Consider the following 24,778-nt stretch of genomic DNA (forward strand, 5'->3'; position numbering starts at 1 on the left):
CTGGGGTCGTCAACTTTGGCATCCAAAGAAATACGGGAAAAGATAGATTAATTGACAATTCTTTGCTGACTATTCTCTGAAATGCAGTAGACTCTTCCTGTCAGTCTTCCTCGGCATATCTCTCAGATGACTCATTATTGGTACCACCTCGCTGCCTTTATTGTTTCTGCTCTGGTTGTTCTTTGGAGCACGCCTTTGATCAAGAAATTTGGTCTGAAGCGCGGCTTAGTAGATAAACCCGGTGGACGCAAAATTCATAGTCGTCCGATGGTGCGGCTAGGAGGCGTTGCAATATTTGCTGGCACTTTAACAGCATTGTTAATTGTTTGGTGGACAGGAGGATTTGGAATCCTATCTCCCCAGAAGGAGTATGAGGTATGGGGAGTTGCTTTGGGAGGGGTGGCTTTCTTTTTAATTGGCTTAGCGGATGACCTCCTGACACTGCCAGCAATCAATCGCTTGGTAATGCAATTGAGCGTGGCGGCGATCGTGTGGCAAGCTGGCGTGCAAATTGAGTTTCTAACGGTGCCTCTGGCTGGATTGGTTGCTTTACCAGATTTTATCAGCCTGCCAATTACCGTGATTTGGTTGGTAGGAATGGCAAATGCGGTCAATATGATCGATGGTTTGGATGGTTTAGCCGCAGGGGTTTCTGGGATTGCGGCTGTAGTCATGTTGATAGTGACTTTATTTATGAATCAACCGGCGGCAGCATTAATCGCGGCGGCTTTAGCCGGGGGGGCTTTGGGCTTTTTGCGCTATAACTTCAACCCAGCGCAAATTTTTATGGGTGATGGAGGTGCCTACTTTATGGGCTTCACCCTAGCTGGAGTTGGCATTATTGGGCTTGTAAAAGCTGTGACGACGGTTGCTGTGTTGCTGCCTTATCTAATTCTGGCAGTGCCTATTTTAGATATTTTTACTGTCGTTGTTGATCGCATCCGTAGGGGGAAATCGCCTTTTGCTGCAGATAAACGTCATTTGCACCATCGCCTTTTGCAGGCGGGGCTGTCTCAACGGCTAGCAGTGTTGTTCATCTACTCGTTGACCTTATGGGCTGGAACGCTGGCATTAGCTCTTTCCAATATGCCTAGCGGCTGGGGTTACGCTTTAGGAGCTACTGTTTTACTCAGCTTTACGAGTTGGCAAGTGTGGAAAACGGCGAAGCAATCCTGATTGTTCAGTAGTGCATTGTAGGAAAAGCTCCTTGCGATATGGCTCCTGTTGCTGAAATTATTTGTGTTGGAACTGAACTGTTGCTCGGCGATATACTTAATAGCAACGCGCAGTTTTTAGCTAAGGAATTGGCGAAGCTAGGAATTGCTCATTATTACCAATCCGTCGTGGGTGATAATCCAGAGCGGATTCAGCAAGTGGTAAAAACAGCGTGCGATCGCGCGAATTTGCTGATATTCACTGGCGGGTTGGGACCAACCCCAGATGATTTAACCCATGCAACGCTGGCGGATTGTTTTGGCGTGCCCATGGTTGAGCATCCAGAAATTTTGGCAGATATTGCTCAAAAGTTTGCTCAGCGCAAACGAACAATGACTCCCAACAATCATAAGCAAGCCCTGTTGCCTGAAGGAGCGCAAGTGCTAGCTAACTCGGGTGGTAGCGCTCCGGGTATCATTTGGCAACCGCGCCCAACGGTCACAATTCTCACTTTTCCAGGTGTTCCCACGGAAGTGAAATACATGTGGCAAGAGGTAGCGATTCCCTATCTCAAAAGCCAAGGCTGGGCACAAAATACAGTTTACAGTCGGGTTCTGCGTTTTTGGGGCATCTCTGAATCTTTGCTAGCAGATAGAGTGGGCGATTGGTTTAATTCTACGAATCCCACGGTTGCACCCTATGCAAATTTGGGTGAAGTAAAGCTGCGAATTTCTGCTTTTGCTGACTCAGAAAGTAGCGCCCAGCAGATGATTGCACCGGTTGAGGCAACATTGCGGCAAATTGGCGGCATTGATTGTTACGGAGCCGATGAAGATACTTTAGCGATCGCCGTGGGTCGCTTGCTGCAACGAAAAGGCTCTACCTTAGCGGTAGCAGAATCGTGTACCGGGGGGAGTTTAGGCGGAATGCTAACAGCCGTATCAGGCAGTTCTACTTATTTCTGGGGTGGCGTAATTTCCTACGATAACTCTGTGAAAGTTGAGCTTTTGGGCGTTGATCCACAAGTGTTGGCGACTCAGGGAGCCGTTAGCCATGAGGTTGCAAAGCTAATGGCTGCGGGAGTACGCGATCGCCTCAACACAATTTGGGGTTTAAGCATTACGGGCATTGCTGGACCGACAGGCGACACCGACAAAAAACCAGTGGGCTTGGTTTATATCGGTCTCGCAGGACCTGATCGCGTGGAAAGTTTTGAGCATCGCTTTGGCGGATTAAGAGGAAGAGAGTGGGTTCGCCATTTAAGCTGCTGCACAGCTTTAGACTATCTACGAAGACGCTTGCTCAAAGCAGATTAGCGACTACTCATAATTCACGCATCATCTAAATAATGGTTTCTGATCATTATTTAGATGAGAAATTTGCATAATTGCTACTCGAAACTTATCTATATCCCTCAAAATCTGTAGCCCTCGTTAGCTAAATTGGGTACAATCTAAATATGTAATTTTGTAGGCTCAAGTTTTACAGAGGATGCATTACGCATTTGTAATAAGAGCCGCACTGTAACAAGGAGCTATCTATTCAATGGACTACCTGGATAAGGTGTTGGAGAAGCTTAAAGAGTGGGCACGCAAATTAGTTGAAGCGTTGTTAGGTCCAGAGCTTCAGCCAGAAGCCGAGCCAATTCCGATTCCTGTTAATGATCGCCGATAATGCTTTATTGCTTTCGTCATAGGACGCTTGCAAATTGATTAGCGTTTTGGTTCTAAATGGTCCAAACCTAAATCTCTTAGGTAAACGTGAGCCTGGAGTTTATGGTTCTGTTACTTTAGATGAAATTGATTTGTTACTTACAAGTGAAGCGAATTCACTTGATGTAAAAGTTTGTTGTCAGCAGTCTAACCATGAAGGGGGTCTGATTGATGCTATTCACGCTACAGTTGGTACGCATCAAGGGCTGCTGATCAATGCTGGTGCATATACGCACACTAGTGTTGCTCTGCGAGACGCGATTGCGGCCGTTAACATCCCAACTGTTGAGGTGCATCTCAGCAATATTTACAGCCGAGAGACGTTTCGTCATTACTCTTACATTGCACCCGTTGCGATCGGACAAATTAGTGGCTTTGGTGCAGAAAGCTATCGTTTAGGATTGCAGGCGTTAATCCACCATCTTCGGCGCTAAATTCTGTCTTTATACTTTATTGATTCTGTATATATGGCAGGTATTAAGCTTCAAAGATGTCATTTTTACAGCAAATATGCTTGAATCGGGGGACACTAACTTCAACAAACCTGATTCAATGGCTCAATATTGATGGAATCCTCTGTATTTCTTGCCGTAAACGGTACATTGATGCGCGGGTTAGAACTGAATGACAACCTGCAAAAAATCGGATCTGAGTTTGTGCGGGAGGCATTAACCGAACCGACTTACCGCCTCTGGTCGATTGGCGATCTCTATCCTGCAATGCAGCGAGTTGAAATGAATGGTGCTGCGATCTCAGTAGAAATTTGGGCAGTTCCAGCGAGTGGCATTAGTCGTCTACTTCAGCTTGAACCACCTGGGCTTTGTATTGGCAAAGTGCGCCTAGCTGATGGAGAAGAAGTGCTAGGTGTATTAGGAGAGTCTCTACTCTGCGAGGGGCAACCAGAAATCACCCACTGGGGCGGATGGAGAGCTTACACGGCTGAATTGGCAAACCAAGTTCAACAGGTGAATGAGTTGGAAGTTCTAAATATAGGCTTAGAAAGCGATGCTTGAACCAGAGCAAGATTTATCGGCTTTTGTAGATCAGGCAGCCATGCTGATCGGTTTGCCAATTCCGGCAGAGTATCGTCAAGAGGTAATCGACAACTTTGAGCGAATTGGAGCGATCGCCCAACTTGTAACCGAATTTCCGCTGCCTGAAGATACCGAAATTGCTCCCATCTTTGAACCTTAACTCTCAGCTTTTGCGTATGTCCCCATCCTTTCCCGATGCGACTAGCCTTGCTCACAGCGTACGAAACCACGAAGTTTCCGCCACCTCAATTGTTTCAACCGCGATCGCCCAAATTAAAAAGCACAATCCACTGCTCAACTGCTTTACGACTGTTTTGGCAGAAAAAGCAATGCAGGACGCAGCAGCGGTGGACGCGGCAATCACGGCTGGAAAAGATCCTGGAGTTTTGGCAGGTGTTCCCTTTGGAGTCAAAGATTTATTCGATGTGGCAGGCATTCCGACCCTAGCAGGCTCCAAAATCAACGCTGAACATCCGATCGCTGCCCAAGATGCCACCTTAGTTGTTCGTCTCAAGCAGGCAGGTGCCATTTTGGTTGGTGCCCAAACGATGGATGAATATGCTTATGGATTTGTTACAGAAAATAGCCACTACGGAGCTAGCCGCAATCCCCATAACCCAAATCATATGACGGGCGGATCGTCTGGTGGATCAGCTTCATCGGTAGCAGGCGGATTGGTTCCTCTTTCCCTCGGCTCCGATACTAATGGCTCTATTCGGGTACCATCATCATTTTGCGGTATCTTTGGACTCAAACCTACCTACGGTCGGCTGTCCCGTGCCCATACCTATCCCTTCGTGGGCAGTTTGGATCACCTTGGTCCTTTTGCTAGATCGGTACGTGACCTGGCCTTGGTGTTTGATCTGTTGCAAGGAGCCGATCCTGCTGATCCGGTTTGCACTCAGCGATCACCCCAACTGTGCTTACCAGAACTCACAAAGGGACTTGAGGGTCTTCGGATTGCGGTAGCCGATGATTATTTTGTGAAAGGTGCTGACACAGAAGTGCTAACTGCTCTAGAAACTGTAGCAAAAGCACTTGGAGCAACCCAACACATCACAATTTCAGAGGCTCATCGGGCACGCGCGGCAGCGTTTATCATCTCGGCTTGTGAGGGGAGCAATTTACATTTAGAAGATTTGCGCCAACGCCCTCAAGATTTTGATTTTGCAACCCGCGATCGCTTTTTGGCAGGCGCACTGATTCCCGCAACCTGGTATCTGCAAGCGCAAAAATTTCGCCGTTGGTATCGCGATCGTGTTCGAGAATTATTTTCTCAGGTGGATATTATTTTGGCTCCCACTACACCCTGTCCTGCGCCATTGATCGGGCAGAAAACCCTGATGCTCGACGGGCAAGAAGTGTTGCTACGTCCCAATGTGGGACTTTATACTCAACCCCTTTCTTTAATTGGGTTGCCAATTATTTCGGTTCCTGTGCAACGTTCAGGACAGTTGCCCCTTGGAATTCAGGTGATTGCGGCTCCATATAATGAATCACTTGTATTGCGAGTTGCTGCTTATTTGGAAGCTCAAGGAGTTGTCTCGGCTCCAGTACCAGATATAGACGGATGATAGGTTTTAAGGAATATTAGATTTTTGCAGAAAGCGGCTGATTCTGGCTAATGCGCGATCGCCACTTTTGTACCAACGTTTTCAACGGCTCAGCTAACCACTGATCATACTGAGGATAAATTGGTAACCGGGGCACCAGTTGCCAGCCGTTTACACCTAAAATGCTACCTAACTCGCCATCCAAAAGGTGAGGATAATTTGGGTTTACTTCATCGTGTGGACTAATGCCACCCAAATCTCTGGCTCCTGCTTCTAAACAAGCAACTAAATAAGTGGGATGCTGAATTAGATTAGGAGGAACTTGAATGGCAACATCTGCGGGTAAAATCTGGCGTGCGATCGCAATCAGGTTAACCAACTCTTCGGGGCTAAATGCCAATCCGCCCCATACCTCTTGCTGACCAGGACTGTAAGGTTGCAAAATTACTTCTTGAATATGATGGTACTGCTGATGAATTTGGGCGATCGCCTCCAATGTTTCCCAGCGATCGCGCTCAGTTTCCCCAATTCCTAACAGGAGTCCAGTCGTAAACGGAACTTGCAGTTCGCCCGCCTGTATTAGCTGCTGTAGTCGCAAATTGGGCTGCTTGCTAGGTGCATGACGATGAACTGTTTTCAACAATTCTGGAGTCAGTTGCTCTAGCATTAGCCCCATTGACACATTGACTGCTTTGAGAAGCTGCATTTCTAAGAAACTCAAAGGTCCTGCGTTGGTGTGGGGTAAAAAACCGAGTGCTAATGCTTGTTCGCAATGGTGATAAAGGTGCTCAATCCATGCAGTACGGCGTGTGCTTTGAGGATGCACCTCTCCACTCAACACCAAAATTTCAATCACGCTGTTGGAGTCAAAGTTGGAATCAGGTTGGTGGAGCGATCGCAGCGTTGCGTCTGCCTCTGTCAAGCTTAACCAGGGGCTCTGCCCCGGATCAACCCGAAAATTACAGTAGGTACAGCGGTTGAAACACTCATAGGTTGGAACTAACGTGTAGGCAGGGCTGTAGGTAATTGTCTTAGACAAACTAGCGTTAGGTGCACCAAACATCCGGATCTAACCAAATACCATTACTCATCAACCCTACACTTTATTTTTAGTTACTCACAGCACCAAAACGTTTCTTGGTCCTGACAACTGCGTCGTTTCGCATAAATATTCTTCACATGGGTTTTCACAGTGTTTAGACTGATTTGCAAGGTTTCAGCAATTGCCTGATAAGAATGCTCCTTTCGCAGCAATAGCCAAATCTCGGATTCTCGCTCTGTCAAGTCATACTTCTTTCGTTGGACTCGCAAATCCTCTTGCAAAACTTCATCGCAGTTTTCTAAAAACACCACAATTGGCGATCGCGCTTCGTGTGACGTTGCTTGCCTTCCCCAAGGAAGAGTCTTTCGCAAAGGTTGACCTAGTTGCGCCTCTTGGCTTTCTCTATCAATCAACTTGGTTTTGTCAAAGCTCCTGAATTTTCGATCCAAATCATTTTCTAGCCAGCGCACAGTCACCCGGATAATTTGCCCATTGGATGCAAGATAGTCTTGCACCAAACTTCTTTGCTCAGCCGAATCCTCTTGTATCATTCGGCGGCAAGCTTCCAGAACGGATAACGGTAATTGGGCGCTACAAACTGTTGATGATGTAGAAAAGCAAAGCTCCTTCGCTTTTTGATTCCAATACAGCAAATTCAGGTTGCGCGAAACTACTAAAACTCCTTGAGGCATTACCTCTAACAGTTGCCTGCTCAATTTGCTAAACTCCAAGTCTTTTTCTATATCGGCATCCGCATCTGCAGCGCGATCAAAAGATCTGTGGGCAATCAAAGTGGCACGTCCTGAACTCAAGTGGCTAGCTTGTCGTCGGGGGGCGCGATAGCTCAAAAGCGAACCTAATCCTGAAGGTTCAATTGACTGGGTCATCAGGGGGCTGGTCATAGAAGTCACCTCAAGTGAATGCGTTTATTCTCATACCTGATGTTGTGAAGGCACAATGAGAAAACCGCAGGTAACCCAAGCTAGACGTACCAAACAGATCAAGCTAGACGAAGACCGAAGAGACCTGAAGAAGGGTGAAGTTTTTTAGAATCCCTTCTCTAAATGTGAGTTATTGATCTGATAATGGATTACCTTCAATTGGATGTCCAAAAGCTATTGCTAATGGATGGCAGCTTAGAGGAGCACCTAAAGTAAACCAATTGTTTATATGAGAAACCAGATTTTTAAGTCACTTATCTGGCACCGTTAATTTTTTGTGTCTAGCATTATTTTTTAATTGTCAATCCAAGCTACTGCAAAGTATTCACCCATTTAAGGGACTTCTTAAACTTTATGAAGCCTCCTAAGTCCAATTCTTACCCACTAGACCCCTGTGATCCGGGAAATCTTGAACACTTTTTTTCTCAAAAACACCAAAGCCGCTATGTAGCTAAGTTGCTTGGTCGAGGAGGTATTACGCGCCGTCGAGCGGAGTACTTTGTTCGATTATGGGCTTATTTATTGCTTAAACAAACACAAGATCTAGCTCCTCAAACGCTTGAAACGCTGGTTAATCTTCGTCCAACGGATGGATTAGTATCCTGTACCCATCGTGAGGCAGCCGAATTATTTTATGGACAACGTGAGCGTGGAAGCGATCGCGCTGCTGGCATGATGATCGATCAGTTGGCAGCTCTGGGCTTGCTTGAAAAGCGATTTGATGGACAAACACTGTGTTTAGGAATTCGCCCCTTACCAGAATTAATAAGTTCTGAACGACCCGAAACACCTTCTGTCCTTCTACCTGACCAGTTTAATCCGCGTACAGATGCTATTCCGGTCGCTAATCTGATTCGGCAGACTTATGCCATGGCAGCAGATGATAGCGCGATCTCCCTCCAACGAATTGCTAGAATTTTGCGTCAATGGTCGCAAGACTATCCCGTTGGAATAAGAGTGCTGCGCCGTGCTGATAATCTGAATCCAGTCGGAGTGGCAATTCTTTATCCCACGATGAGCCAATCAGAAGAAGTTTTTTCTCGGCCTCCGGGTAAAAGCTTTTTTCTAACCTCTAACGTTGCAGTTGATCCAGTTGAAATGGCTCAGGTTGGAGACAAAAGCTGTTTGGCTGTTTATTTAAGAGCATGGCTGATTGACATGAATTATTTAAAGCCGCAGCACATTTGTGCATTTCAGAAGGACACACAAAACGCGTTGCGACGAATGCAGGCTGATTTTCCCAACCTCTGCGATTTATACTCTCCAGTTATTCATCCGCTGTATGAAGAATTACGAACGTTATTAGGTTTTCAGCGCACCTGTGAAGAACACCGACCCTTCTATTGGATCTATCTGGCATTGGATAGATATTTGGATTTAGACATTGATAAGGCACTGGTCAATCTAAGTTTGAGTAGTGTTTCTAAAACTTAAGCGGCTTAGGTCGATATTGAACTATCGATTGTGCGTTAAAGGATTGTGGGCTTGGTAAAGTAGGATCAATTCTTTCCCCTCAAGAAGCTATGGAATGCCGACTTTGTGGTCATCCTAAGTGTCATAAGCATGGCAAGCTGCCCAATGGACACCAACGCTATTTCTGCCCTCACTGCCAGCAAACCTTCTGTGAGAGCTTTGACACGCTGTACTACTGGCGACGAGTGAGTCCGGAACAAGTTCAGCAGGTGCTACAAGCTCATAGTGAGGGCAGCAGCTTACGAGGGATTAGCCGAATTACAGGCTTGGCATACAACACCGTGGTCAGTATTGTTCGGGCATCGAGTGCCAAGGCTCAGCTAATTCATAACGACCAGGTCAAGCAAGTGGCAACCGCAGAGGGGAGTGCGGATGAGATGTGGTCTTTCGTGCAAAAAAACAGAAGCAATGTCTTTCCAATGAATTAGAAGTGGGAGACTGCTGGATAGGTCTGAGTTTAGCGGACTCCAGTGGACTGATTTTAGCGGCACGAGTGGGCAAGCATACAGACGAACTTATTGAGGAATTGGTAATTAGTACACAGGGAAAAACGGCTTGCAAACAGTGGAACAGTGATGACTGGGGAGGCTATGAACGAGTCCTTCCGCCTGAAATTCTGCACTATGTTGGCAAAGACAAAACGCAGCGCTTAGAGCGAACCAACGGCATCGTCCGACAACAAACTGCTCGATGGCACCGCAGGCAAAACAAGTTCGGCAAGCTGTGGGAGCAAACGAAAGTGACAACACGCTTAGTAGTCAGCTATTTCAATTGGATTTGGCGGCATAGTCGATTCAAAACAACTGCGGCTCAACGAGCAAAACTGGCTGAGCAGCCTTGGACCTGGCAGGATGTCGTTACCTACCCCACAATCCTTTAGTGCACTACCGAACTATCTAGCAATCTTTTTGTAACGAAATCTAAGTTTGCATGGGCTTTCGATGGCTGTAAACAGGCGCGATCGCTTAGTAAGCTTCTACATGTAAAACAAATATGAGTCCGACGCTTTACAAAAAGAAATAAATCGCTTATCTTAGCTACAGATGATTAATTCATCTACATCATTGTCACGTTACATAAAGCACTCATAGAACCATGACCACGACACTACAGCGCGTCGAGCGCCAGTCTGTATGGCAGAACTTCTGCGAATGGGTCACCAGCACCAATAACCGCCTGTATGTAGGCTGGTTTGGAGTCCTGATGATTCCTACCCTGCTCTCTGCCACCCTCTGCTTCATCATCGCCTTCATCGCTGCTCCTCCCGTTGACATCGATGGCATCCGTGAGCCTGTTGCAGGTAGCTTGATGTTTGGAAACAACATCATCTCCGGCGCAGTTGTTCCTTCCAGCAACGCGATTGGCTTGCACTTCTACCCCATCTGGGAAGCCGCATCCTTGGATGAATGGCTCTACAACGGTGGACCTTACCAACTAGTTGTATTGCACTTCTTGATCGGCATCTTCTGCTACATGGGACGCGAATGGGAACTCTCCTACCGTCTTGGAATGCGCCCTTGGATCTGTGTTGCATACTCCGCACCTGTTGCTGCAGCGACCGCAGTCTTCTTGATCTACCCCATCGGACAAGGCAGCTTCTCTGATGGCATGCCTCTGGGCATCTCTGGCACCTTCAACTTCATGTTTGTCTTCCAAGCAGAGCACAACATTTTGATGCACCCCTTCCACATGTTGGGCGTAGCAGGTGTATTCGGTGGTAGCTTGTTCAGTGCAATGCACGGTTCGTTGGTCACCTCTTCCTTAGTTCGTGAAACCACCGAAACTGAGTCTCAAAACTACGGCTACAAGTTCGGTCAAGAAGAAGAGACCTACAACATCGTTGCAGCCCACGGCTACTTCGGACGGTTGATCTTCCAGTACGCCAGCTTCAACAACTCACGTTCTTTGCACTTCTTCTTGGGTGCATGGCCTGTGATTGGCATCTGGTTGACCTCCATGGGCATCAGCACCATGGCGTTTAACCTGAACGGATTCAACTTCAACCAATCCATCATTGACTCGCAGGGTCGAGTGGTGAGCACTTGGGCAGATGTCTTGAACCGCGCCAACTTGGGTATGGAAGTGATGCACGAGCGCAATGCTCACAACTTCCCATTGGATTTGGCTGCGGGCGAAGCGACTCCAGTTGCTCTGACTGCTCCTGCCATCAATGGCTAGTCTTTTGGCTTGTTCAGTTGCATGATTTAAGCCCTCCCTAAGCCGGGGAGGGCTTTTTAATGATAAAAGTTACACCTAAGATAAGAAGAGTTAACTCAGCGATCGCTGTATCCCTAATGTTGGCACACACAACATTTATAGGATGTAATAAAAATATTTGTAATTTAAGGGTAAATATTTTGAATAAGCCATTAGACGAAGCAAATTCTATCTCAACGGCTAACCAAATTGATAGTAAAACTAAATCACCATTTGATACCGCTTATAAGGCAGCCTTAATACTAAAAGATGCAGTTTATGTTCAGGGATTTTTGGGATTTCAAGGGCAACCTTTTCGACCAATTGAACATAGTTGGATTGAGTTTGACGACCGCATTATTGACCCAAACCTACCTCATCTCGGCAAAAAAGCTGCGGATCTACACTACTTTCCTGCTCAGAAATTGACTGTGAAAAAATTGAAGGCTGAAATTGAAGAAGCAAAGGAAGATTATCCAGATGATGAACCCTTGCCAATTTATGGCTCTCAACCTTACGAATATTATGGGGATGTCATGTTAGGCGGGAAAGAATATCTCAAGGCGTATGAAGCCGCTGTGGCGAAGTGTAAGGAACTGAATCACCCCCAATCTAAAAACCTCAATTGAGTCGATTTAGTCTTTAACTTGTTAGTAACTAAATGTTATCTCAATCATATTGAGTGATTCTTAACACTACTCAATAATAAATTGTTGGTCTCCAGGGTGAAAGGAGTTAGGTCAAACAACTGCTAACTTTATCCCTTTATCGATTGCTAAAAAGCTATGCCTCTTGCAGTCGCTCCTGTTGAGTTGCCACCATTACGCCACGCGGTTCTGCCGTATGCATTCGGCATACCAGTAAAAGCTAGCTTTGGGTGTACGCTGTTGTGTACTAAAGTCATTGTAAAGAATGCCAAAGCGGCGGTCATAGCCCCATGCCCATTCAAAGTTGTCCATCAGGCTCCATAGAAAATATCCTTGAAGCGGGTAGCCTTCTGCAACCGCACGATGGGCAGATTGTAAGTATTGACGTAAATACAAAATGCGATCGCTGTCCAAAATTTCGCCCTGCTGGGTCACTTCATCCTGTGCAGCGCATCCATTTTCAGTGATTAGTAGTGGCAATTCTGGACGGTTTAACACTTCCGCCACATGTCTTATCGCCCAATATATAGACTCTGGAACTAGCCATAACCAGGGCATATGCATCCGAGGGTAACTCTTGGGATACGCTACATACTCATAGCCCGGTACTTTTTGGCTAGCGCGAACGTGGCTTCCAGTATAAATATTCAATCCAAACGCATCTAAGGGCTGATGAATCGTCTCCATATCACCCGAACGAATGACTGGAGCCTCCCTACCTAAACTTTGCAAAAATACTTCGTCATATTGCCCAGTCAACGCCGGAAAAATAATGCCTCCATTTACCCAGTTGGTGCGAAAAGCCGTCTGGGCAGCGATAATGTCTGCTGGTGATTCTGTTAAAGGCACGGTCACACCAGGATTATCAACCAACGCAACAGAGCAGGGACGAGGGGAGGCGGCACGAATTGCCTGACAGCCCAATCCATGCGCCAGTAAAGCATGATGGGATGTTTGCCACACATCTTTCTTGCGCCAGACCCGCGAACCAGGAGCCATTTGTGGTACCCCAGCTACGTCATAGCCTAAATGGGTAAAGCAGGCGATTTCATTGAGGGTCATCCAGTTGGTGACGCGATCGCCCAATCGTCCTACTATAGCCGTACAGTAATCGGCAAAGTCCTTTGCCATTTCCCGACTGCGCCAAGATCCATAGCGCTTTTCTAAGGCTTGGGGGCTGTCCCAGTGAAATAGTGTGGCGTGAGGAGTGATGCCATTTTCCAATAGGCAATCGCACAGTCTGCGGTAAAAATCTACACCCGTTTCATTCACCTTTCCCCGCCCATCAGGAATTATTCGTGACCAGGCAATGCTGAAACGGTAGTGTTTTACGCCTAATTCCACCATCCACTTCACATCGCTTTCATAGCGGTGATAGTGGTCATTGGCAACCGTTCCAGTATCGCCATTGATCGTTCGCTTTGGGGTACTGCTAAATACGTCCCACACACTCGGCTTGCGTCCGCCTTCTTCGGCTGCGCCTTCAATCTGATATGCAGAAGTCGCCACACCCCACAAAAAATCAGGCGGCAATTGATAGCTCATTGTCTTTGCTTGAATACGGTTGAATTGCGTTTACATAATTTCGCCCAAAGACACACCCAGCCAACCGTGAAAGAGTTGCTCTTGTTTACGGGTGGGATGAGGTACAGGGATGAGTTGAAAGCGAGTTGGGCGTGGCTCTGCCAGAGTCAGTGTTGATAAGTGCAATTCGTCTTGATGAAACCAGGCAACTTTCAGCGGGTCACCCGCTTGGTAGTCACGCAGGCGATCGCTCAATTGATCAGCACTAACTCGGATGCCGTTAATTGCCAGCAGTTCGTCGCCTGCATCAATGCCAACTTGCTGTGCAGGAGAACCACTTTCCACAAATTTGATTACTTCACGACCGTTTTCAGTTTTAAGGGTTAAACCTAAAACTGGCAGGCTGTCATCGCGATCAGGCAAAATCCGCATCCCAAATGGTTCCAGATAGCTGTCAAAAGGCAGCTCTTCTGTGGTGTTGAGATAGCGCTGGAAGAAATCGCTGAGGTCTATATCTGCGACCGATTCAATCGTTTGCTGAAGTTGCTCTGGCGTGAAGCCAATTTCGGGTTTACCAAATTGTTCCCACAAACGACGCAGCACATCGTCAAATGATCGCTTGTTATTATGTCGCTCTCGAATTAGCAGATCCAGTAGCAAAGACACCAATTCGCCTTTGAGGTAGTAAGATATCTGGTTATTCGGACTATTTGCATCCTGTCGATATAGCTTGATCCAAGCATCAAAGCTGGATTCTGCCAATGGCTGTACTAATCTTCCGGGCGTAGTCAGGAAGCGACTGACCTGCTTGCTAAGAGCATTTAAATAAGTATGAATACTATAGATGCCCGCTCGATAAGGAATAATCAAGTCGTAATAGCTGGTTGTTCCTTCGCTAAACCAGAGAGAGGGCGTGTAGTTTTCCTGCTCATAATTAAAGATTTCTAGCGCTTTAGGACGGATGCGCTTGACGTTCCACAAGTGAAAGAATTCGTGAGCAATCAGTTGGATGAAGCGGTCGTATTTGTCTTTGTTCCGAAAACCAAAGCGCTGATAGATTAACGAACAACTGTTTTTGTGTTCTAACCCACCAAACCCATGAGATGAAAGATGCAGCAAAAAGAGGTAGCGATCGTAGGGTAAGCCACCAAACAGATTTGCCTCAACTTGAATAATGCGTTGAATGTCGCTAATCAAGCGATCGATCTCTAAATTGCCCTCTCTCCAAACAGCAAGCTGGTGGGGTTTTCCGAGTGTTTCAAACTCAAAGAGTTGGTGTGTGCCAATCTCAAAGGGGCTATCAACCAACGTATCAAAATCGATCGCTTCAAACGTATTTGCAGCTTCAGAAATGGCTGGTAAAGAAGTTGTCACTTGCCAATCTGATTTTGGGAGAATGATCTCTACCTGAATCGGCTGCTGCTCGTATCCAGGAATATAGAAAAAAAGCGATGCACCATTAAAATAGCCGTGGGACCCATCCAAATGGTTGGTACGCACTGAAAGCTCATTGGCGTAGATTTGGTAGTGAATGGTTAGTGCCGTGGTGCCTTGAGGATCAACCTGCCAATGATTTTTGCCCAGTTTACGCCATGGCAAAGGAGACTCTTCAGAGCTAACCGCCCTAAAGTTTTGCAGGTGCCGTGCATACTCTCTTACCAAATAGGAACCAGGAGTCCAGACGGGCATCTTCAAGTCAAGCGCTTTTGCTTGCCACCCGCTCACCTGTAATGTCACCTCAAACAAATGAGATTCAGGTTGAGACATAGCCACCTGATAATGCATCAGAACAGGACGATGAATGGATGCGATCGCACCCTCCGAATCCTCATCTAAATAGACAGGTTCAGATTGTTTTGGGGAATCCAACTGCACCCCTGCTTCAGGTTCCCAAACTTCTCGCTTCATCAGTCGTAGCGCTTTCTAATAACGGTAATATTACTTTACAAGAAGTTCTCTAAACTTGTCCTGCTAAATTTATGAGTTGCTTCATATTTACCAAATGCATTGATTGATTTGCTTGGTCAATCTTGATCCAGCCTTTGCTATCTAGCTTTTCCATAATTTTGGACGTTTCTTCTACTCCAATATCACTAACATCTGCCAAATCTTTTGGTGGAATATTAAAAATCTCAGCGCCGTTGCTGGATTCTCGCCCATAGTTTTCACCGAGAGCAACCAGGGTATTTGCTAACTTCACAGCAGGCGGTCTGTGACGCAGTTGGAAACGAATGTTAGTCTGCCGCAAACGCCTCACCATTAGCTGCAGCATCCGGTGGTGGAGTTGGGGGTCTTTGAACAGGGTTTGAATAAAACGCTGGGCTGAAATGCTAATCAGCTTAACGCTAGATAGGGCACTGACATCTGTTGAGCGCGGTGACTCATCCAAAATTGCCATTTCTCCAAAAAAGTCGCCCTTCCCTAAGATAGCTAAGGTGACAACGTTATCGGCTTCAGAACCCGACAATCGACGCACTTTAACCCAACCCGAGACGATGAAATACACTGCATTTCCCCAAGCATCTTCCATTAGCACTGCTCGATTGGCAGGATATTCATGCTCAACAGCCACAGAAAGTAGCCCTTCCAGAGTTTCTGGGTTGGCTGCCATTAATAACGGGAAAAGCTCACTAAACGCTTCAATCTGCATGAAAAATGGTTGGAATAAAACAACAGAGCTTCAAAAATACCAGCAATTCTGAACAATCATGAATGTCAATATTCGACCATTCAATTTGACTATTCAAATAGTCGTCGGATCACTTAATTTAAGCATTCCCAAAACTATATCGATGTATAAAAGCAATGGAAAGATAAGGAAATTATTAGTATAAACAGTCTTGCAAGATGTGCAACGCTCACTTTTTTGCAATCATCTTCACAGCCATTTCCAGCTTTGGTCGCAGGGCTTCCACATAGTCTGGCCAACCAATCACAATAGACTGGCGATGAGCGAAAGTGTTGGGCTCGATCGCATCTGGCGAAAACTGAATTGGTTCTCCTTCCAAAGTGCAGCAGATTAATCCCGCCGCTTGTGCAAGCGCCAGTGGCCCTGCTGTATCCCATAATTTGACTCGTCCGTTGAGGTAAATATACAGCTCTGCTTTTCCGGTGATTACTTCCAGTACCTTTAAGCCAAAACTGCCCATAGAGTAAAACTCTGCATTAGGAATTTGGTGAACGATCGCATTTCCATACCGTGCTTGATCACGATGCCCAATCATCATTCGGCACAAATCGGCTGAAAAAATCTGGGGAGCGCTCGCCAAAGGCCTGGGCGATCCATCTGCCGAGGTTTGAAACAGCCCCCAATTGACACCGCCATAATACAGTTGGTCATGAACGGGCGCATAAATCCAGCCTGCGATCGGTTGATAGTTCTCTAGCAAGCCCACCATGACGGAATAGTTGCTTCTACCTTCAATAAAATCCTCCGTGCCATCTAGGGGATCAATGCACCACAGTCGAGCATACTTTTGATAAAACTTTTGACGTGATGGGATGTCTTCTTCTGTAATCACCCCGTCATTGGGAAACAGATGAGAAAAGACCGTCGAAAGTTGTGCATCTAAGGCTTGGTCAATCGTTGTAACGTAATCTTCAGGTCCTTTTTCAAAAATCTCGAACTCTTCACTTGCCATCTGAATAATCTGAAGACCGCAGTGCCGAATGGTGTCGCGAATCTGGCGGTCTAATTCTAGGGAAATTGGGTTCATAACTGAGAGGGATTGCACGGTATCACGGTCTGGGATTCATAGTACTGCTCGACAACGAGAATCTTATCGACTACTAAGTGTAGATGGGATTCTAAATTCAGATTTTTTAGGGTAATGTTTTAGGCTAAGAGCTAAAAATTAACGGGCTGAGTTCTGATATGCGATCCCCCCTGGTCTGATAAACTAGCCTCTTAATGGTGGCAGGATAACCAAAGTCGCGATAAAGTCTTTTACGAAAAGCGCTTCACTATCAGAAGCATCATTCTGCTGCACTCCGTGAATACGATGATAGGCGAACTGATCGGTGCACGCTACAAGGTGATTGAGGTTTTAGGCTCCGGTGGATTTGGGCACACCTATATTGCAGAAGATATCCAACGCCCTGGCAATCCTCGTTGTGTTCTTAAGCATTTGACCTTCAGTAGTAATGATACTGCTGTTTTTCAACAGGTTAGACGCTTGTTTCAGGCGGAAGCCGAAACGTTAGAGCGGCTAGGACAGCATGACCAGATCCCTCGGTTATTGGCATATTTTGAAGAAAATCACCAGTTTTACCTAGTTCAAGAGTTTATTGAAGGGCATCCGCTCAGCACTGAACTAGCTAAAGGCATTCAACTGAGTGAAGTTGAAGTGGTTCCTTTGCTAGAAGATGTCCTAAATATTCTGGAATATGTTCATGCTCAAGGTGTAATTCATCGAGATATTAAACCTGCAAATTTAATTCGCCGTCGCCAAGACAGCAAGCTGGTTCTGATTGATTTTGGAGCCGTTAAAACGATTGGAAATACGGTTGCCGAAACGATGGGTGAAACCAGTTTAAGTATGCCGATTTATACTACTGGCTATGCCGCTAGTGAGCAATGCTTGGGACGACCCCGCTTCAGTAGTGATTTATATTCCCTAGGAATGGTTGGCATTCAAGCATTGACAGGTTCTCACCCAGCTCAATTACCTCACGACTATGGAACGTCTGAGCTGATTTGGCGAGATCAGGCGATCTCTAGTGACGAATTAGCAGCCGTACTTCATAAAATGACGCGCTTTCACTTTATGGAGCGCTTTCACTCAGCAAGTGAAGCATTGCAAGCGTTGCGAAAGGTGATTTCAACCGCTCCGACGCTGTTAACCACGTCTCCAGAAGCAACTGCTACTACCACCTTGATCAGTGAGCCTACAAGGGATAGTGAAAATTCTAGTCAGATAACTCGGATGTTTACGGCTTCCAACAAGCCGTCTTTCGCACGAGTGGGTCTCGCTATCCTGGGAACTCTGGCAATTGCAGTTTTAGGTCGCAGTTTGTCCGATGCTCCTAACACCTTACCGTGGCAAGTGAGCCGAACTCTTACGCCACCGGGTATTTCTTTGGAAAGCGATCGCATCAGTACAGGCAGCAAACAGCTCAATCGGTGGTCATCCAATCCTCCGAAGCAGCAAGGAATTGATCACATTGCCGCAGGTAATTATGATAAAGCCGTTACTGCATTAGAAGCCGCTCGCGCAGAAAATCCTAGCGATCCTGAAACTTTGATCTACTTAAATAATGCCCGCATAGGAACCAGCAAAGCGCACTTAATTGCTGTCGCTGTACCGCTGAGTAGCACGTTGGATTCTGCTCAGGAAATTTTACGGGGTGTGGCGGCAGCCCAAAATGAGATAAATCAGGCGGGTGGAATTCAGGGGGTGTCTCTGAAAGTGGCGATCGCCGATGACAGCAACCAGCGCGAGGTATCTCAACAGGTGGCGGAGAGTCTGACAAAGAATCCCAATCTATTGGGAATTATCGGACACGGCACCAGCGACACCAGTCTTGCCGCCGCCCAGGTTTACCAGGATCAGCGCCTGGTAATGATTGCGCCTGTGAGTTCAGCTATGAAGCTAGGAGAGATTGGCGACCACATTTTTCAAACGATGCCAACTGATCAACAAACCGCGAAAGCTTTGAAAGACTATATGGTTCGTGTGTTGCAGAAGCGTCGAGTGGTCGTTTTTTACAATTCGAATAGTCAATACAGTCAATCGTTAACAAAAGAGTTCAAAGCGGCACTTGATTACAGCGGTGTTGCAAATCTGAATGTAATAGAAGAAGTAGACCTGTCTCGACCCGATTTTGATGCTGAAGATAGTGTTAATCGGGCGATCGCCAGCAAAACTGAAGTGCTAATGCTAGCACCCGACAATGAAGTGATGGATAAAGCCATTCGAGTGATTGAAAGCGCCAACCGCCGAATACCCATTTTGGGCGGAGATAGCATGTTTACCGCACGCGTTCCTAAAATTGCAAAAGACAAAGCTATGGGAATCGTTCTGGCTGTGCCAGTAGATGTGACTGATACGCCCTTTTTACAGCGGGGAACAAAACTTTGGGGGCAACGAGACCTGATCAGTTGGCGCACTGCACTTGCCTATGACGCAGCTCAAGCCCTAATCAAAGGATTAAGCCAAGATCCCACACGGGATGGAGTTTATCGGGCTTTATCTGAGCCAAATTTTTCGGTACCCGGAGCAAAAGGAATGGTGAGCTTTCAGGCGAAGCGCAATCAACTACCTAGCTACATTACTGTCGCACCGATTACCACAGGCTCCAATAAACGATATTTATTTACCCCCTTAAACCCACGTTTTTCCAACTCAACTTTACTAAACAAAAAATAGGCACTGAATAGTCTCAAAGCTGAGTCTGAGAACAAAATTCAATCACTATTCACTTTTAGAAATCAAGAAGTTCGATTAAAAAGGGCATATCAATAGATATGCCCAGATAGCAACTTGGATTTTTGTAACAGTTAGAAGCTGCAATATTTCCTACAAACAATTACCAATATTAGTAATCTTGTTTCCACTGCCTGCCCAAATCCAGCCAGCGCGAGGGGCTGTTACTTCCAGCCAAATTAAACCATCGCTAGATTTGACCGTTTTGCGGGCAGTATCAAACTTTTGACCTGGAGCATAGCCAATCCCAGCAATTCTGCTGCTTCTAGACGCTTCTGAGCGGAGCAAAACACCGTTTGTTCTGACTAATGTGGGTGTTGGCAAAACGCGCCGACAGACAGTGGTTGCCTGGGCGAGTTCAACAGGTTCGGCCTGAGCAGACACATCTTTTAATGGCGCTGCGATCGCGGAATTTGCCATGCTAAAGCACTCAATTCCACATACTGCTGCTAACGCTGAAATGAAACTCCAGCATACTTTCTGACTATTCATGCAATATACCTCACACCGAGAAAAGTATTTGCATCTAGCCTATCAGCTGGTTTATGGAATGTCACTAATTAGACTTGGGGGTGCCCACTTCTAAAACAGCGGGTGTAGCCGATTGAGGCGCTTGCTGCCGAAGACGATCTGCTTGCTGCTTGCGAAAATTAGCGGTTTCCTTATCTAAACTCTCTCGTTTATCGGATGCATAGTCTTCAGGGCTAACGGAATTACCTTGCAATGCACGCAGCATGAAGTTTGTAAAGCTACTGGTTGCGTCCCCAGACTGCCCAGAGAAAAAATTGGCATCGTCCTTTGCCCGCGAGTCTTGGATTGGGGAAGCGATTTGAGCCTGAACTGAAACAGCTGTAACGAAAGGAATTGTAGTAACCATCAGCCCACTCAAAACAAAATAGGTGGCGCGGCGAGTGGATATTAATAAACTTGATTGATTCATTTCAGGTTATCTCCTCTAATGGTTACTAGCTATTATAATCGTGTCATTCTTTCCCACTACTTTAGCGTGTTCCTTTCAAGACGGCGCTCTTAATAATCTTGAAGATTTTAGATTTAAAGATTTTCTGGTAACGCTACGGCAGAAGCGATAATGCGATCGCATTCCTCCACAGTTTCTCGTCGCTCCATTGCAGCCACGAGTGCTTCATACGTCGTCCAGTGAGTCTCCAGCAGAGTTTTAGCACGTAGGACGGAAAGTCGCTCTTTGTGCTGACGGTCGGCGGCTGAAAAGCGAATTTGGATCAGCAGGGCACGCAGTTTCCCGCGATCATCATCGCCCCCTTGAGCATTACCATAGACCATTGCTTCTGCTGCTCCTCCCGCCATCCAAATCGTGCAAAGGCGATCAAGCATTTGTGCCGATAACTTGCCCTGCTGCAATTCTGCATCCAAAATTTGTGTATCAAATTGCACGCCGCCCTGCCCCGGATGCCCTTTTCTCAAAGCTTCCCAAGCGCTGAGAGTGTAGTCTGTGACGGGGATGTCCAACTGACGAGCCACCAAAAAGTGCCCTGCTTCATGCCGAATAATTCGTGCCCGATGCTCTTTAGAAAACCCCGCTAGCCAATCCAGCATCAAAGTGGAGCCGCGCCCCTGCCAGGTGAGAGTGTCCAGTGCAGCTAATCCTAAAGCGCTCGCAGTGGCGATCGCAGGCACCACGGGAGACAATTCCACCAGCGGTCCCAGCAACGCGGACATGGTAACCAAAAAAATAGATATGGCAACCAAATTAAGGGACAACTGACTCATTGAGAGTGATTTGTAAGTGGCGATTGATATTTAGCCTAGCAACAAATGCAGAGCAGTAGCGGATGGCTAAGGCTAAATCTGCCCATAGGTTTAAACAACGAATTATTTGCGTGGCTGTTCGGCTTCTTTCGCAACCTCTGGTGGAATTTGAATCCGACCAGAATTATAATCGTCCCACACTTTCTGAAGTCGCTTGCGCCGCTCTGGAGATGCATCCACATAGGCTTGAACCTCAGTTTGCATCAACTTTTTCATCAGGGGTTGCTTAGATAGAGTTAATAATTCTTTCAGCTCTGCTTCTGAAAATGTGGCTTCTAATCGCGCAAGATAGCTAGATTTTGCATGGCTCCATCCCGCTTCTCGCGCCAAAACGCCTTGCAGCCATGCATGAAATTTGGGTCTATTGGTAGCGGGTGCAACTACGATGTCAACACTGTTACCAAGGTATCGATCATAGTGCTGAGCGATTCCGATCTCTGAGAGAACTGCTTGCGCTAATTCCTGCTTAGGCTGAGCTGTGGTCCCAATTTCTGAACGGCCTCGCTGGGAAGGATCTGGCTGGGAGTTGGCTGTACAGGCGACAAATATGATGCAGACAATGGGCAGCCACTTTGAACGCCATGTTTGAAGTTTACACATGGGTCACTCCTGTTGGTGGACGACATCCAATCACGAGAATATTCCTCTAAATGCTTGACCAACATGCATCACCAATATCCGATCGCTATTTTTTGATCCGTGCTTTATAAAACGTTTCGAGGCTGGCGCGATCGCCGACGAAGCGCCAATGCCAGGGTTCATAGGTCACGCCCTGCTTATTGTTTTTAGGAAACGATAGCTCAAAGCTGTGGAACGGTGCATTTACCTTCAGCCATTTGAAGGCAGGTGTATTTTCAAAATCCGGGCTAAGGTTCATGGCAGGCACAGCACCATCCCCAATATCCAACGCGTAACCTGTGTGATGCTCACTGTAACCGGGAGGAGCGCTTACTTTTGCCCGTTCGGCGGCAACCTGTCCCCTTTCTGCCTTCTTCCCAAAGAAGAGATAATCTTGATCGGTGAGCGATCGAAAGCCAGAGAGGGGCACCAAACTCACGCCTTCCTGCTGGGCGGCGGCTTCCATCTCTTGATAGGCTTTGGCAGCGGCTTTTCTCATCTTAATAGAGCCATCGGCAGTGACAGAGCTTAACTCACTTTGAGTTGCTTCTGCATAGCGAAAGTGCCCTAGCATCGTATCTGCATTTACCGTTGTTGAAGTTGGTGATGCAGTTGGGTTAGCAGCCGTTACCGACTGAGCAGAATTGGCTGCGACCGCGGTGCTACTAGACTGAGCTTGCTGAGAACGCTGAAGCTGTACTGCCACCAAAATTCCTGCGGCTAGAGCGATCGCGCCAAGCGTCGTCAAACCTGCCATCAACATTGATCGATCAACCGTAGGTTTCGGTGCAACACTTGGAATGTCGCGTAGCGCAATCGGAATATCGTCTGGCAGATGTTTAGTAACATCCGAGGAGTTATCTAGTGCGCTAATCTTATCCAAGCGTTTGACTCCTGCTCTGGTGAGCGCCTGCTTAACAGGCAACATCTTAACACTAGGAACCGTAGACTGAAATCGAATTTTCCAACAAGCATTCAGTCAAGCTATGCCATTTTCAAACCTGCTAGCAATCTACATTCCACTTTTAAGCTGGACGGGGTTGGGCTGGCTGTTGGGGCGAATATTGCCAGCCAAGGCTCCTATTGCTCTTGGCAAATTTCTTTTTTGGATTGGGGTGCCCATCGGAATTGTGGCTTTTTTGCGCCATGCGCTCATTTCTGCATCCCTGTGGATTGCACCACTGGCTGCTTGGGCTGCGATTTTATTGGGCAGCAGCCTTGCATGGGGGTGGATACAGTATGGGCATCCCTGGATAAAACAATGGTTTAGAAAAGACCTTGAGAGCGATCGCGCCTGTTGGAATCGCAAAACCCAAGCGAGTTTCTTACTCACCTCCATGGTGGGCAATACGGGCTATATTGGATTTCCTGTCTCTCTAGCGTTAGTGGGTGCAGACTACTTTGCCTGGGCGATATTTTATGACATGCTCGGCTCTACCCTAGGAGCCTATGGCTTAGGTGTGGCGGTGGCTTCGCGCTGGGGTAAGCACCAGACGAATCATAGTTGGCAGCGATCACTTCGCACACTCTTCCGCACTCTGCTAGTCAATCCGGCATTATGGGGGTTTTGCGTGGGGTTAGCAGTGAGAGATATGGCAATTTCACCGTTAGCAGAAGCAAGCTTACGTGGGTTTGCTTGGAGCGTGGTGTCACTATCTTTAGTACTGGTGGGGATGCGCTTAAGCCAACTGTCTTCGTTCAACAGCATTCAACCTGCCGCTTTCAGCATCAGTATTAAAATGCTGCTAGTGCCTCTGGTAATCGGCACCGGTCTGTGGGGTTTGGGCGTACATGGATTGGTGCATCGGGCAATTTTGCTGCAAATGGCAATGCCACCTGCATTTGCCACGCTGGTGATTTCAGAAGCCTATGAACTGGATTATGAACTGGCGGTAACCGCGATCGCGATCGGTAGCCTCACCCTGTTGCTGACTTTACCGCTATGGCTATGGCTATTTGGTGGATATCAGTGAGCTGCAATTTCACTTTCGCTAAACGGTGTCTACATCATCAGATTGATGAGTAGAGTCACCTGAACTATCCTGTTGCTGCAAAGACTCTTGCTCAGGCAAAATAACTTTTTCCATGAGATATTCAATCGTTTGCTGTTTTACCCACCCTCGTGCTGCCAAGATTTCTCCAAAGCGCAGTCCGTTTACTTTTTGGTCATCTAGCGCCACGTTTACTTGGGCGGGTGTGAGTAATCCAGCTTCAACCAAATAGCCACCAATCCGCTTGGTGCGCAGCGATGAAGGGTCATGAGAAACTTTAGGGTCGCTGTTTGAATACATGACTCTTTAATTTAAAGTGCATAAATGGGGACAAATCTAGTAATGGAGGGAACAACAGCTAGCTAGATAAACTCATTTGACGCAACAAAACATCTTAATTATGAAATTACAAACACCCTGTAAATAGAACCGGAAGTTAAATTGAGCAATTCTGCTGAACTTTCTTCCACATAAATAAAGCTTTCGCTAACTAAATGAATCAAAGATTTGAAAAAACTCTCTAGTAGGAGCGATCGCTTTTTCACAGAGTGCCCTTATTGTCTACAGAAATACTACTTCAATCAAAAATTACTTTGGCATTTAAGCTAAACCGCCAAAAAGCTATCGTCTCCATAAAAAACGAGAGTGCTTTGCAAATTTAATTAACTAAATCGCTAAC

The 24,778-nt window shown here is 46.6% G+C and carries 25 protein-coding genes; 13 read left to right on the top strand and 12 right to left on the bottom strand.

Features of this window, described 5'->3' with window-relative positions:
• Positions 1-126 precede the first annotated feature (126 nt).
• The 7 genes from JOY44_RS16545 to JOY44_RS16570 all read left to right on the top strand — a co-directional run bounded on the left by JOY44_RS16545 (position 127) and on the right by JOY44_RS16570 (position 5,475).
• On the top strand, positions 127-1,176 hold the full coding sequence (locus JOY44_RS16545; RefSeq protein ID WP_171574732.1) for a glycosyltransferase family 4 protein: 1,050 nt from the start codon (positions 127-129) through the stop codon (positions 1,174-1,176).
• A 38-nt stretch (positions 1,177-1,214) separates the two neighbouring features.
• Positions 1,215-2,471 carry a competence/damage-inducible protein A gene (locus tag JOY44_RS16550; RefSeq protein WP_171574733.1) on the top strand — a complete coding sequence of 419 codons (1,257 nt, stop codon included), beginning with the start codon at positions 1,215-1,217 and terminating at the stop codon, positions 2,469-2,471.
• Between the two features lie 229 nt (positions 2,472-2,700).
• Positions 2,701-2,829: a hypothetical protein gene (locus JOY44_RS32415; RefSeq protein ID WP_281063308.1), complete on the top strand. Its 129-nt coding sequence runs from the start codon at positions 2,701-2,703 to the stop codon at positions 2,827-2,829.
• Between the two features lie 34 nt (positions 2,830-2,863).
• Positions 2,864-3,301 (top strand): type II 3-dehydroquinate dehydratase, encoded by a 438-nt coding sequence (gene aroQ / locus JOY44_RS16555; protein ID WP_171574734.1) that lies wholly within the window; start codon positions 2,864-2,866, stop codon positions 3,299-3,301.
• A gap of 132 nt (positions 3,302-3,433) precedes the next feature.
• The gene (locus tag JOY44_RS16560; RefSeq protein WP_171574735.1) at positions 3,434-3,880 is read left to right on the top strand and encodes a gamma-glutamylcyclotransferase; all 447 of its coding nucleotides are present in this window, start codon (positions 3,434-3,436) and stop codon (positions 3,878-3,880) included.
• Positions 3,873-4,061, top strand: a complete 189-nt coding sequence (locus JOY44_RS16565) for a DUF4089 domain-containing protein (protein ID WP_171574736.1) — start codon at positions 3,873-3,875, stop codon at positions 4,059-4,061. The genes JOY44_RS16560 and JOY44_RS16565 overlap by 8 nt, the downstream gene beginning before the upstream one ends.
• 16 nt (positions 4,062-4,077) lie before the next feature.
• Entirely contained in the window at positions 4,078-5,475 is a 1,398-nt protein-coding gene (locus JOY44_RS16570) for an AtzE family amidohydrolase (RefSeq protein ID WP_171574737.1), read from the top strand.
• A gap of 16 nt (positions 5,476-5,491) precedes the next feature.
• Here JOY44_RS16570 and cofG read toward each other — a convergent pair whose 3' ends face one another.
• Complete coding sequence (cofG, locus tag JOY44_RS16575) at positions 5,492-6,517, bottom strand: 7,8-didemethyl-8-hydroxy-5-deazariboflavin synthase subunit CofG (protein WP_171574738.1); 1,026 nt, start codon at positions 6,515-6,517, stop codon at positions 5,492-5,494.
• Positions 6,518-6,567: 50 nt separating this feature from the next.
• Complete coding sequence (locus tag JOY44_RS31485) at positions 6,568-7,398, bottom strand: LuxR C-terminal-related transcriptional regulator (protein ID WP_197985503.1); 831 nt, start codon at positions 7,396-7,398, stop codon at positions 6,568-6,570.
• A 393-nt stretch (positions 7,399-7,791) separates the two neighbouring features.
• On the opposite strand from JOY44_RS31485, the gene JOY44_RS16585 reads away from it, so the two are divergent.
• The 4 genes from JOY44_RS16585 to JOY44_RS16600 all read left to right on the top strand — a co-directional run bounded on the left by JOY44_RS16585 (position 7,792) and on the right by JOY44_RS16600 (position 11,735).
• The gene (locus JOY44_RS16585) at positions 7,792-8,871 is read left to right on the top strand and encodes a hypothetical protein (RefSeq protein WP_171574739.1); all 1,080 of its coding nucleotides are present in this window, start codon (positions 7,792-7,794) and stop codon (positions 8,869-8,871) included.
• Between the two features lie 89 nt (positions 8,872-8,960).
• Positions 8,961-9,790 (top strand): IS1 family transposase gene (locus JOY44_RS16590; RefSeq protein WP_171574632.1). Its coding sequence is split into 2 segments (ribosomal slippage): positions 8,961-9,302 and positions 9,305-9,790, totalling 828 coding nucleotides; the frame shifts between segments, so codons are not numbered across the junction.
• A 215-nt stretch (positions 9,791-10,005) separates the two neighbouring features.
• Entirely contained in the window at positions 10,006-11,088 is a 1,083-nt protein-coding gene (gene psbA / locus JOY44_RS16595; protein ID WP_171574740.1) for a photosystem II q(b) protein, read from the top strand.
• A 59-nt stretch (positions 11,089-11,147) separates the two neighbouring features.
• Complete coding sequence (locus JOY44_RS16600) at positions 11,148-11,735, top strand: hypothetical protein (RefSeq protein WP_197985504.1); 588 nt, start codon at positions 11,148-11,150, stop codon at positions 11,733-11,735.
• A gap of 192 nt (positions 11,736-11,927) precedes the next feature.
• Here the strand turns inward: JOY44_RS16600 and JOY44_RS16605 are convergent, their stop codons facing one another.
• From JOY44_RS16605 to JOY44_RS16620, 4 genes are all read right to left on the bottom strand, one after another.
• The gene (locus tag JOY44_RS16605) at positions 11,928-13,298 is read right to left on the bottom strand and encodes a GH1 family beta-glucosidase (protein ID WP_171574741.1); all 1,371 of its coding nucleotides are present in this window, start codon (positions 13,296-13,298) and stop codon (positions 11,928-11,930) included.
• Positions 13,299-13,328: 30 nt separating this feature from the next.
• Positions 13,329-15,185, bottom strand: a complete 1,857-nt coding sequence (locus JOY44_RS16610) for a M61 family metallopeptidase (RefSeq protein WP_197985505.1) — start codon at positions 15,183-15,185, stop codon at positions 13,329-13,331.
• A gap of 49 nt (positions 15,186-15,234) precedes the next feature.
• Positions 15,235-15,927, bottom strand: a complete 693-nt coding sequence (locus JOY44_RS16615; protein ID WP_171574742.1) for a Crp/Fnr family transcriptional regulator — start codon at positions 15,925-15,927, stop codon at positions 15,235-15,237.
• Positions 15,928-16,135: 208 nt separating this feature from the next.
• Positions 16,136-16,993: a 3'(2'),5'-bisphosphate nucleotidase CysQ gene (locus JOY44_RS16620; RefSeq protein WP_171574743.1), complete on the bottom strand. Its 858-nt coding sequence runs from the start codon at positions 16,991-16,993 to the stop codon at positions 16,136-16,138.
• Positions 16,994-17,278: 285 nt separating this feature from the next.
• Here JOY44_RS16620 and JOY44_RS16625 point away from each other — a divergent pair, with 285 nt between their 5' ends.
• Positions 17,279-19,645, top strand: coding sequence for a bifunctional serine/threonine-protein kinase/ABC transporter substrate-binding protein (locus JOY44_RS16625; RefSeq protein ID WP_242541838.1), 2,367 nt, complete (start codon positions 17,279-17,281; stop codon positions 19,643-19,645).
• Between the two features lie 150 nt (positions 19,646-19,795).
• On the opposite strand, the gene JOY44_RS16630 is transcribed toward JOY44_RS16625, so the two are convergent.
• From JOY44_RS16630 to JOY44_RS16650, 5 genes are all read right to left on the bottom strand, one after another.
• Positions 19,796-20,194 (bottom strand): hypothetical protein, encoded by a 399-nt coding sequence (locus JOY44_RS16630; RefSeq protein ID WP_171574745.1) that lies wholly within the window; start codon positions 20,192-20,194, stop codon positions 19,796-19,798.
• A 64-nt stretch (positions 20,195-20,258) separates the two neighbouring features.
• Entirely contained in the window at positions 20,259-20,642 is a 384-nt protein-coding gene (locus JOY44_RS16635) for a hypothetical protein (RefSeq protein ID WP_171574746.1), read from the bottom strand.
• Between the two features lie 113 nt (positions 20,643-20,755).
• Positions 20,756-21,400 carry an ATP-dependent Zn protease gene (locus JOY44_RS16640; protein ID WP_245404932.1) on the bottom strand — a complete coding sequence of 215 codons (645 nt, stop codon included), beginning with the start codon at positions 21,398-21,400 and terminating at the stop codon, positions 20,756-20,758.
• Between the two features lie 153 nt (positions 21,401-21,553).
• Positions 21,554-22,090: a DUF2059 domain-containing protein gene (locus JOY44_RS16645; RefSeq protein ID WP_171574748.1), complete on the bottom strand. Its 537-nt coding sequence runs from the start codon at positions 22,088-22,090 to the stop codon at positions 21,554-21,556.
• 85 nt (positions 22,091-22,175) lie between these two features.
• Positions 22,176-22,991: a D-alanyl-D-alanine carboxypeptidase family protein gene (locus JOY44_RS16650; protein ID WP_242541797.1), complete on the bottom strand. Its 816-nt coding sequence runs from the start codon at positions 22,989-22,991 to the stop codon at positions 22,176-22,178.
• A 103-nt stretch (positions 22,992-23,094) separates the two neighbouring features.
• Here JOY44_RS16650 and JOY44_RS16655 point away from each other — a divergent pair, with 103 nt between their 5' ends.
• Positions 23,095-24,081 carry an AEC family transporter gene (locus JOY44_RS16655; protein WP_171574750.1) on the top strand — a complete coding sequence of 329 codons (987 nt, stop codon included), beginning with the start codon at positions 23,095-23,097 and terminating at the stop codon, positions 24,079-24,081.
• 18 nt (positions 24,082-24,099) lie between these two features.
• Here the strand turns inward: JOY44_RS16655 and JOY44_RS16660 are convergent, their stop codons facing one another.
• Entirely contained in the window at positions 24,100-24,399 is a 300-nt protein-coding gene (locus JOY44_RS16660; protein ID WP_171574751.1) for a hypothetical protein, read from the bottom strand.
• Positions 24,400-24,778 lie beyond the last annotated feature (379 nt).

This window comes from Leptolyngbya sp. Cla-17 (assembly GCF_016807185.1).
Taxonomy (GTDB): domain Bacteria; phylum Cyanobacteriota; class Cyanobacteriia; order Leptolyngbyales; family Leptolyngbyaceae; genus ULC077BIN1.

What these genes read in the sequence shown, in the direction of transcription:
- JOY44_RS16545 (WP_171574732.1), top strand. Translation starts at nt 127, where the DNA reads ATGACTCATTATTGGTACCACCTCGCTGCCTTTATTGTTTCTGCTCTG.
- JOY44_RS16550 (WP_171574733.1), top strand. Translation starts at nt 1,215, where the DNA reads ATGGCTCCTGTTGCTGAAATTATTTGTGTTGGAACTGAACTGTTGCTC.
- JOY44_RS32415 (WP_281063308.1), top strand. Translation starts at nt 2,701, where the DNA reads ATGGACTACCTGGATAAGGTGTTGGAGAAGCTTAAAGAGTGGGCACGC.
- JOY44_RS16560 (WP_171574735.1), top strand. Translation starts at nt 3,434, where the DNA reads ATGGAATCCTCTGTATTTCTTGCCGTAAACGGTACATTGATGCGCGGG.
- JOY44_RS16565 (WP_171574736.1), top strand. Translation starts at nt 3,873, where the DNA reads ATGCTTGAACCAGAGCAAGATTTATCGGCTTTTGTAGATCAGGCAGCC.
- JOY44_RS16570 (WP_171574737.1), top strand. Translation starts at nt 4,078, where the DNA reads ATGTCCCCATCCTTTCCCGATGCGACTAGCCTTGCTCACAGCGTACGA.
- cofG (WP_171574738.1), bottom strand. Translation starts at nt 6,517, where the DNA reads ATGTTTGGTGCACCTAACGCTAGTTTGTCTAAGACAATTACCTACAGC.
- JOY44_RS31485 (WP_197985503.1), bottom strand. Translation starts at nt 7,398, where the DNA reads ATGACCAGCCCCCTGATGACCCAGTCAATTGAACCTTCAGGATTAGGT.
- JOY44_RS16585 (WP_171574739.1), top strand. Translation starts at nt 7,792, where the DNA reads ATGAAGCCTCCTAAGTCCAATTCTTACCCACTAGACCCCTGTGATCCG.
- psbA (WP_171574740.1), top strand. Translation starts at nt 10,006, where the DNA reads ATGACCACGACACTACAGCGCGTCGAGCGCCAGTCTGTATGGCAGAAC.
- JOY44_RS16600 (WP_197985504.1), top strand. Translation starts at nt 11,148, where the DNA reads ATGATAAAAGTTACACCTAAGATAAGAAGAGTTAACTCAGCGATCGCT.
- JOY44_RS16605 (WP_171574741.1), bottom strand. Translation starts at nt 13,298, where the DNA reads ATGAGCTATCAATTGCCGCCTGATTTTTTGTGGGGTGTGGCGACTTCT.
- JOY44_RS16610 (WP_197985505.1), bottom strand. Translation starts at nt 15,185, where the DNA reads ATGAAGCGAGAAGTTTGGGAACCTGAAGCAGGGGTGCAGTTGGATTCC.
- JOY44_RS16615 (WP_171574742.1), bottom strand. Translation starts at nt 15,927, where the DNA reads ATGCAGATTGAAGCGTTTAGTGAGCTTTTCCCGTTATTAATGGCAGCC.
- JOY44_RS16620 (WP_171574743.1), bottom strand. Translation starts at nt 16,993, where the DNA reads ATGAACCCAATTTCCCTAGAATTAGACCGCCAGATTCGCGACACCATT.
- JOY44_RS16625 (WP_242541838.1), top strand. Translation starts at nt 17,279, where the DNA reads ATGATAGGCGAACTGATCGGTGCACGCTACAAGGTGATTGAGGTTTTA.
- JOY44_RS16630 (WP_171574745.1), bottom strand. Translation starts at nt 20,194, where the DNA reads ATGAATAGTCAGAAAGTATGCTGGAGTTTCATTTCAGCGTTAGCAGCA.
- JOY44_RS16635 (WP_171574746.1), bottom strand. Translation starts at nt 20,642, where the DNA reads ATGAATCAATCAAGTTTATTAATATCCACTCGCCGCGCCACCTATTTT.
- JOY44_RS16640 (WP_245404932.1), bottom strand. Translation starts at nt 21,400, where the DNA reads ATGTCCGCGTTGCTGGGACCGCTGGTGGAATTGTCTCCCGTGGTGCCT.
- JOY44_RS16645 (WP_171574748.1), bottom strand. Translation starts at nt 22,090, where the DNA reads ATGTGTAAACTTCAAACATGGCGTTCAAAGTGGCTGCCCATTGTCTGC.
- JOY44_RS16655 (WP_171574750.1), top strand. Translation starts at nt 23,095, where the DNA reads ATGCCATTTTCAAACCTGCTAGCAATCTACATTCCACTTTTAAGCTGG.
- JOY44_RS16660 (WP_171574751.1), bottom strand. Translation starts at nt 24,399, where the DNA reads ATGTATTCAAACAGCGACCCTAAAGTTTCTCATGACCCTTCATCGCTG.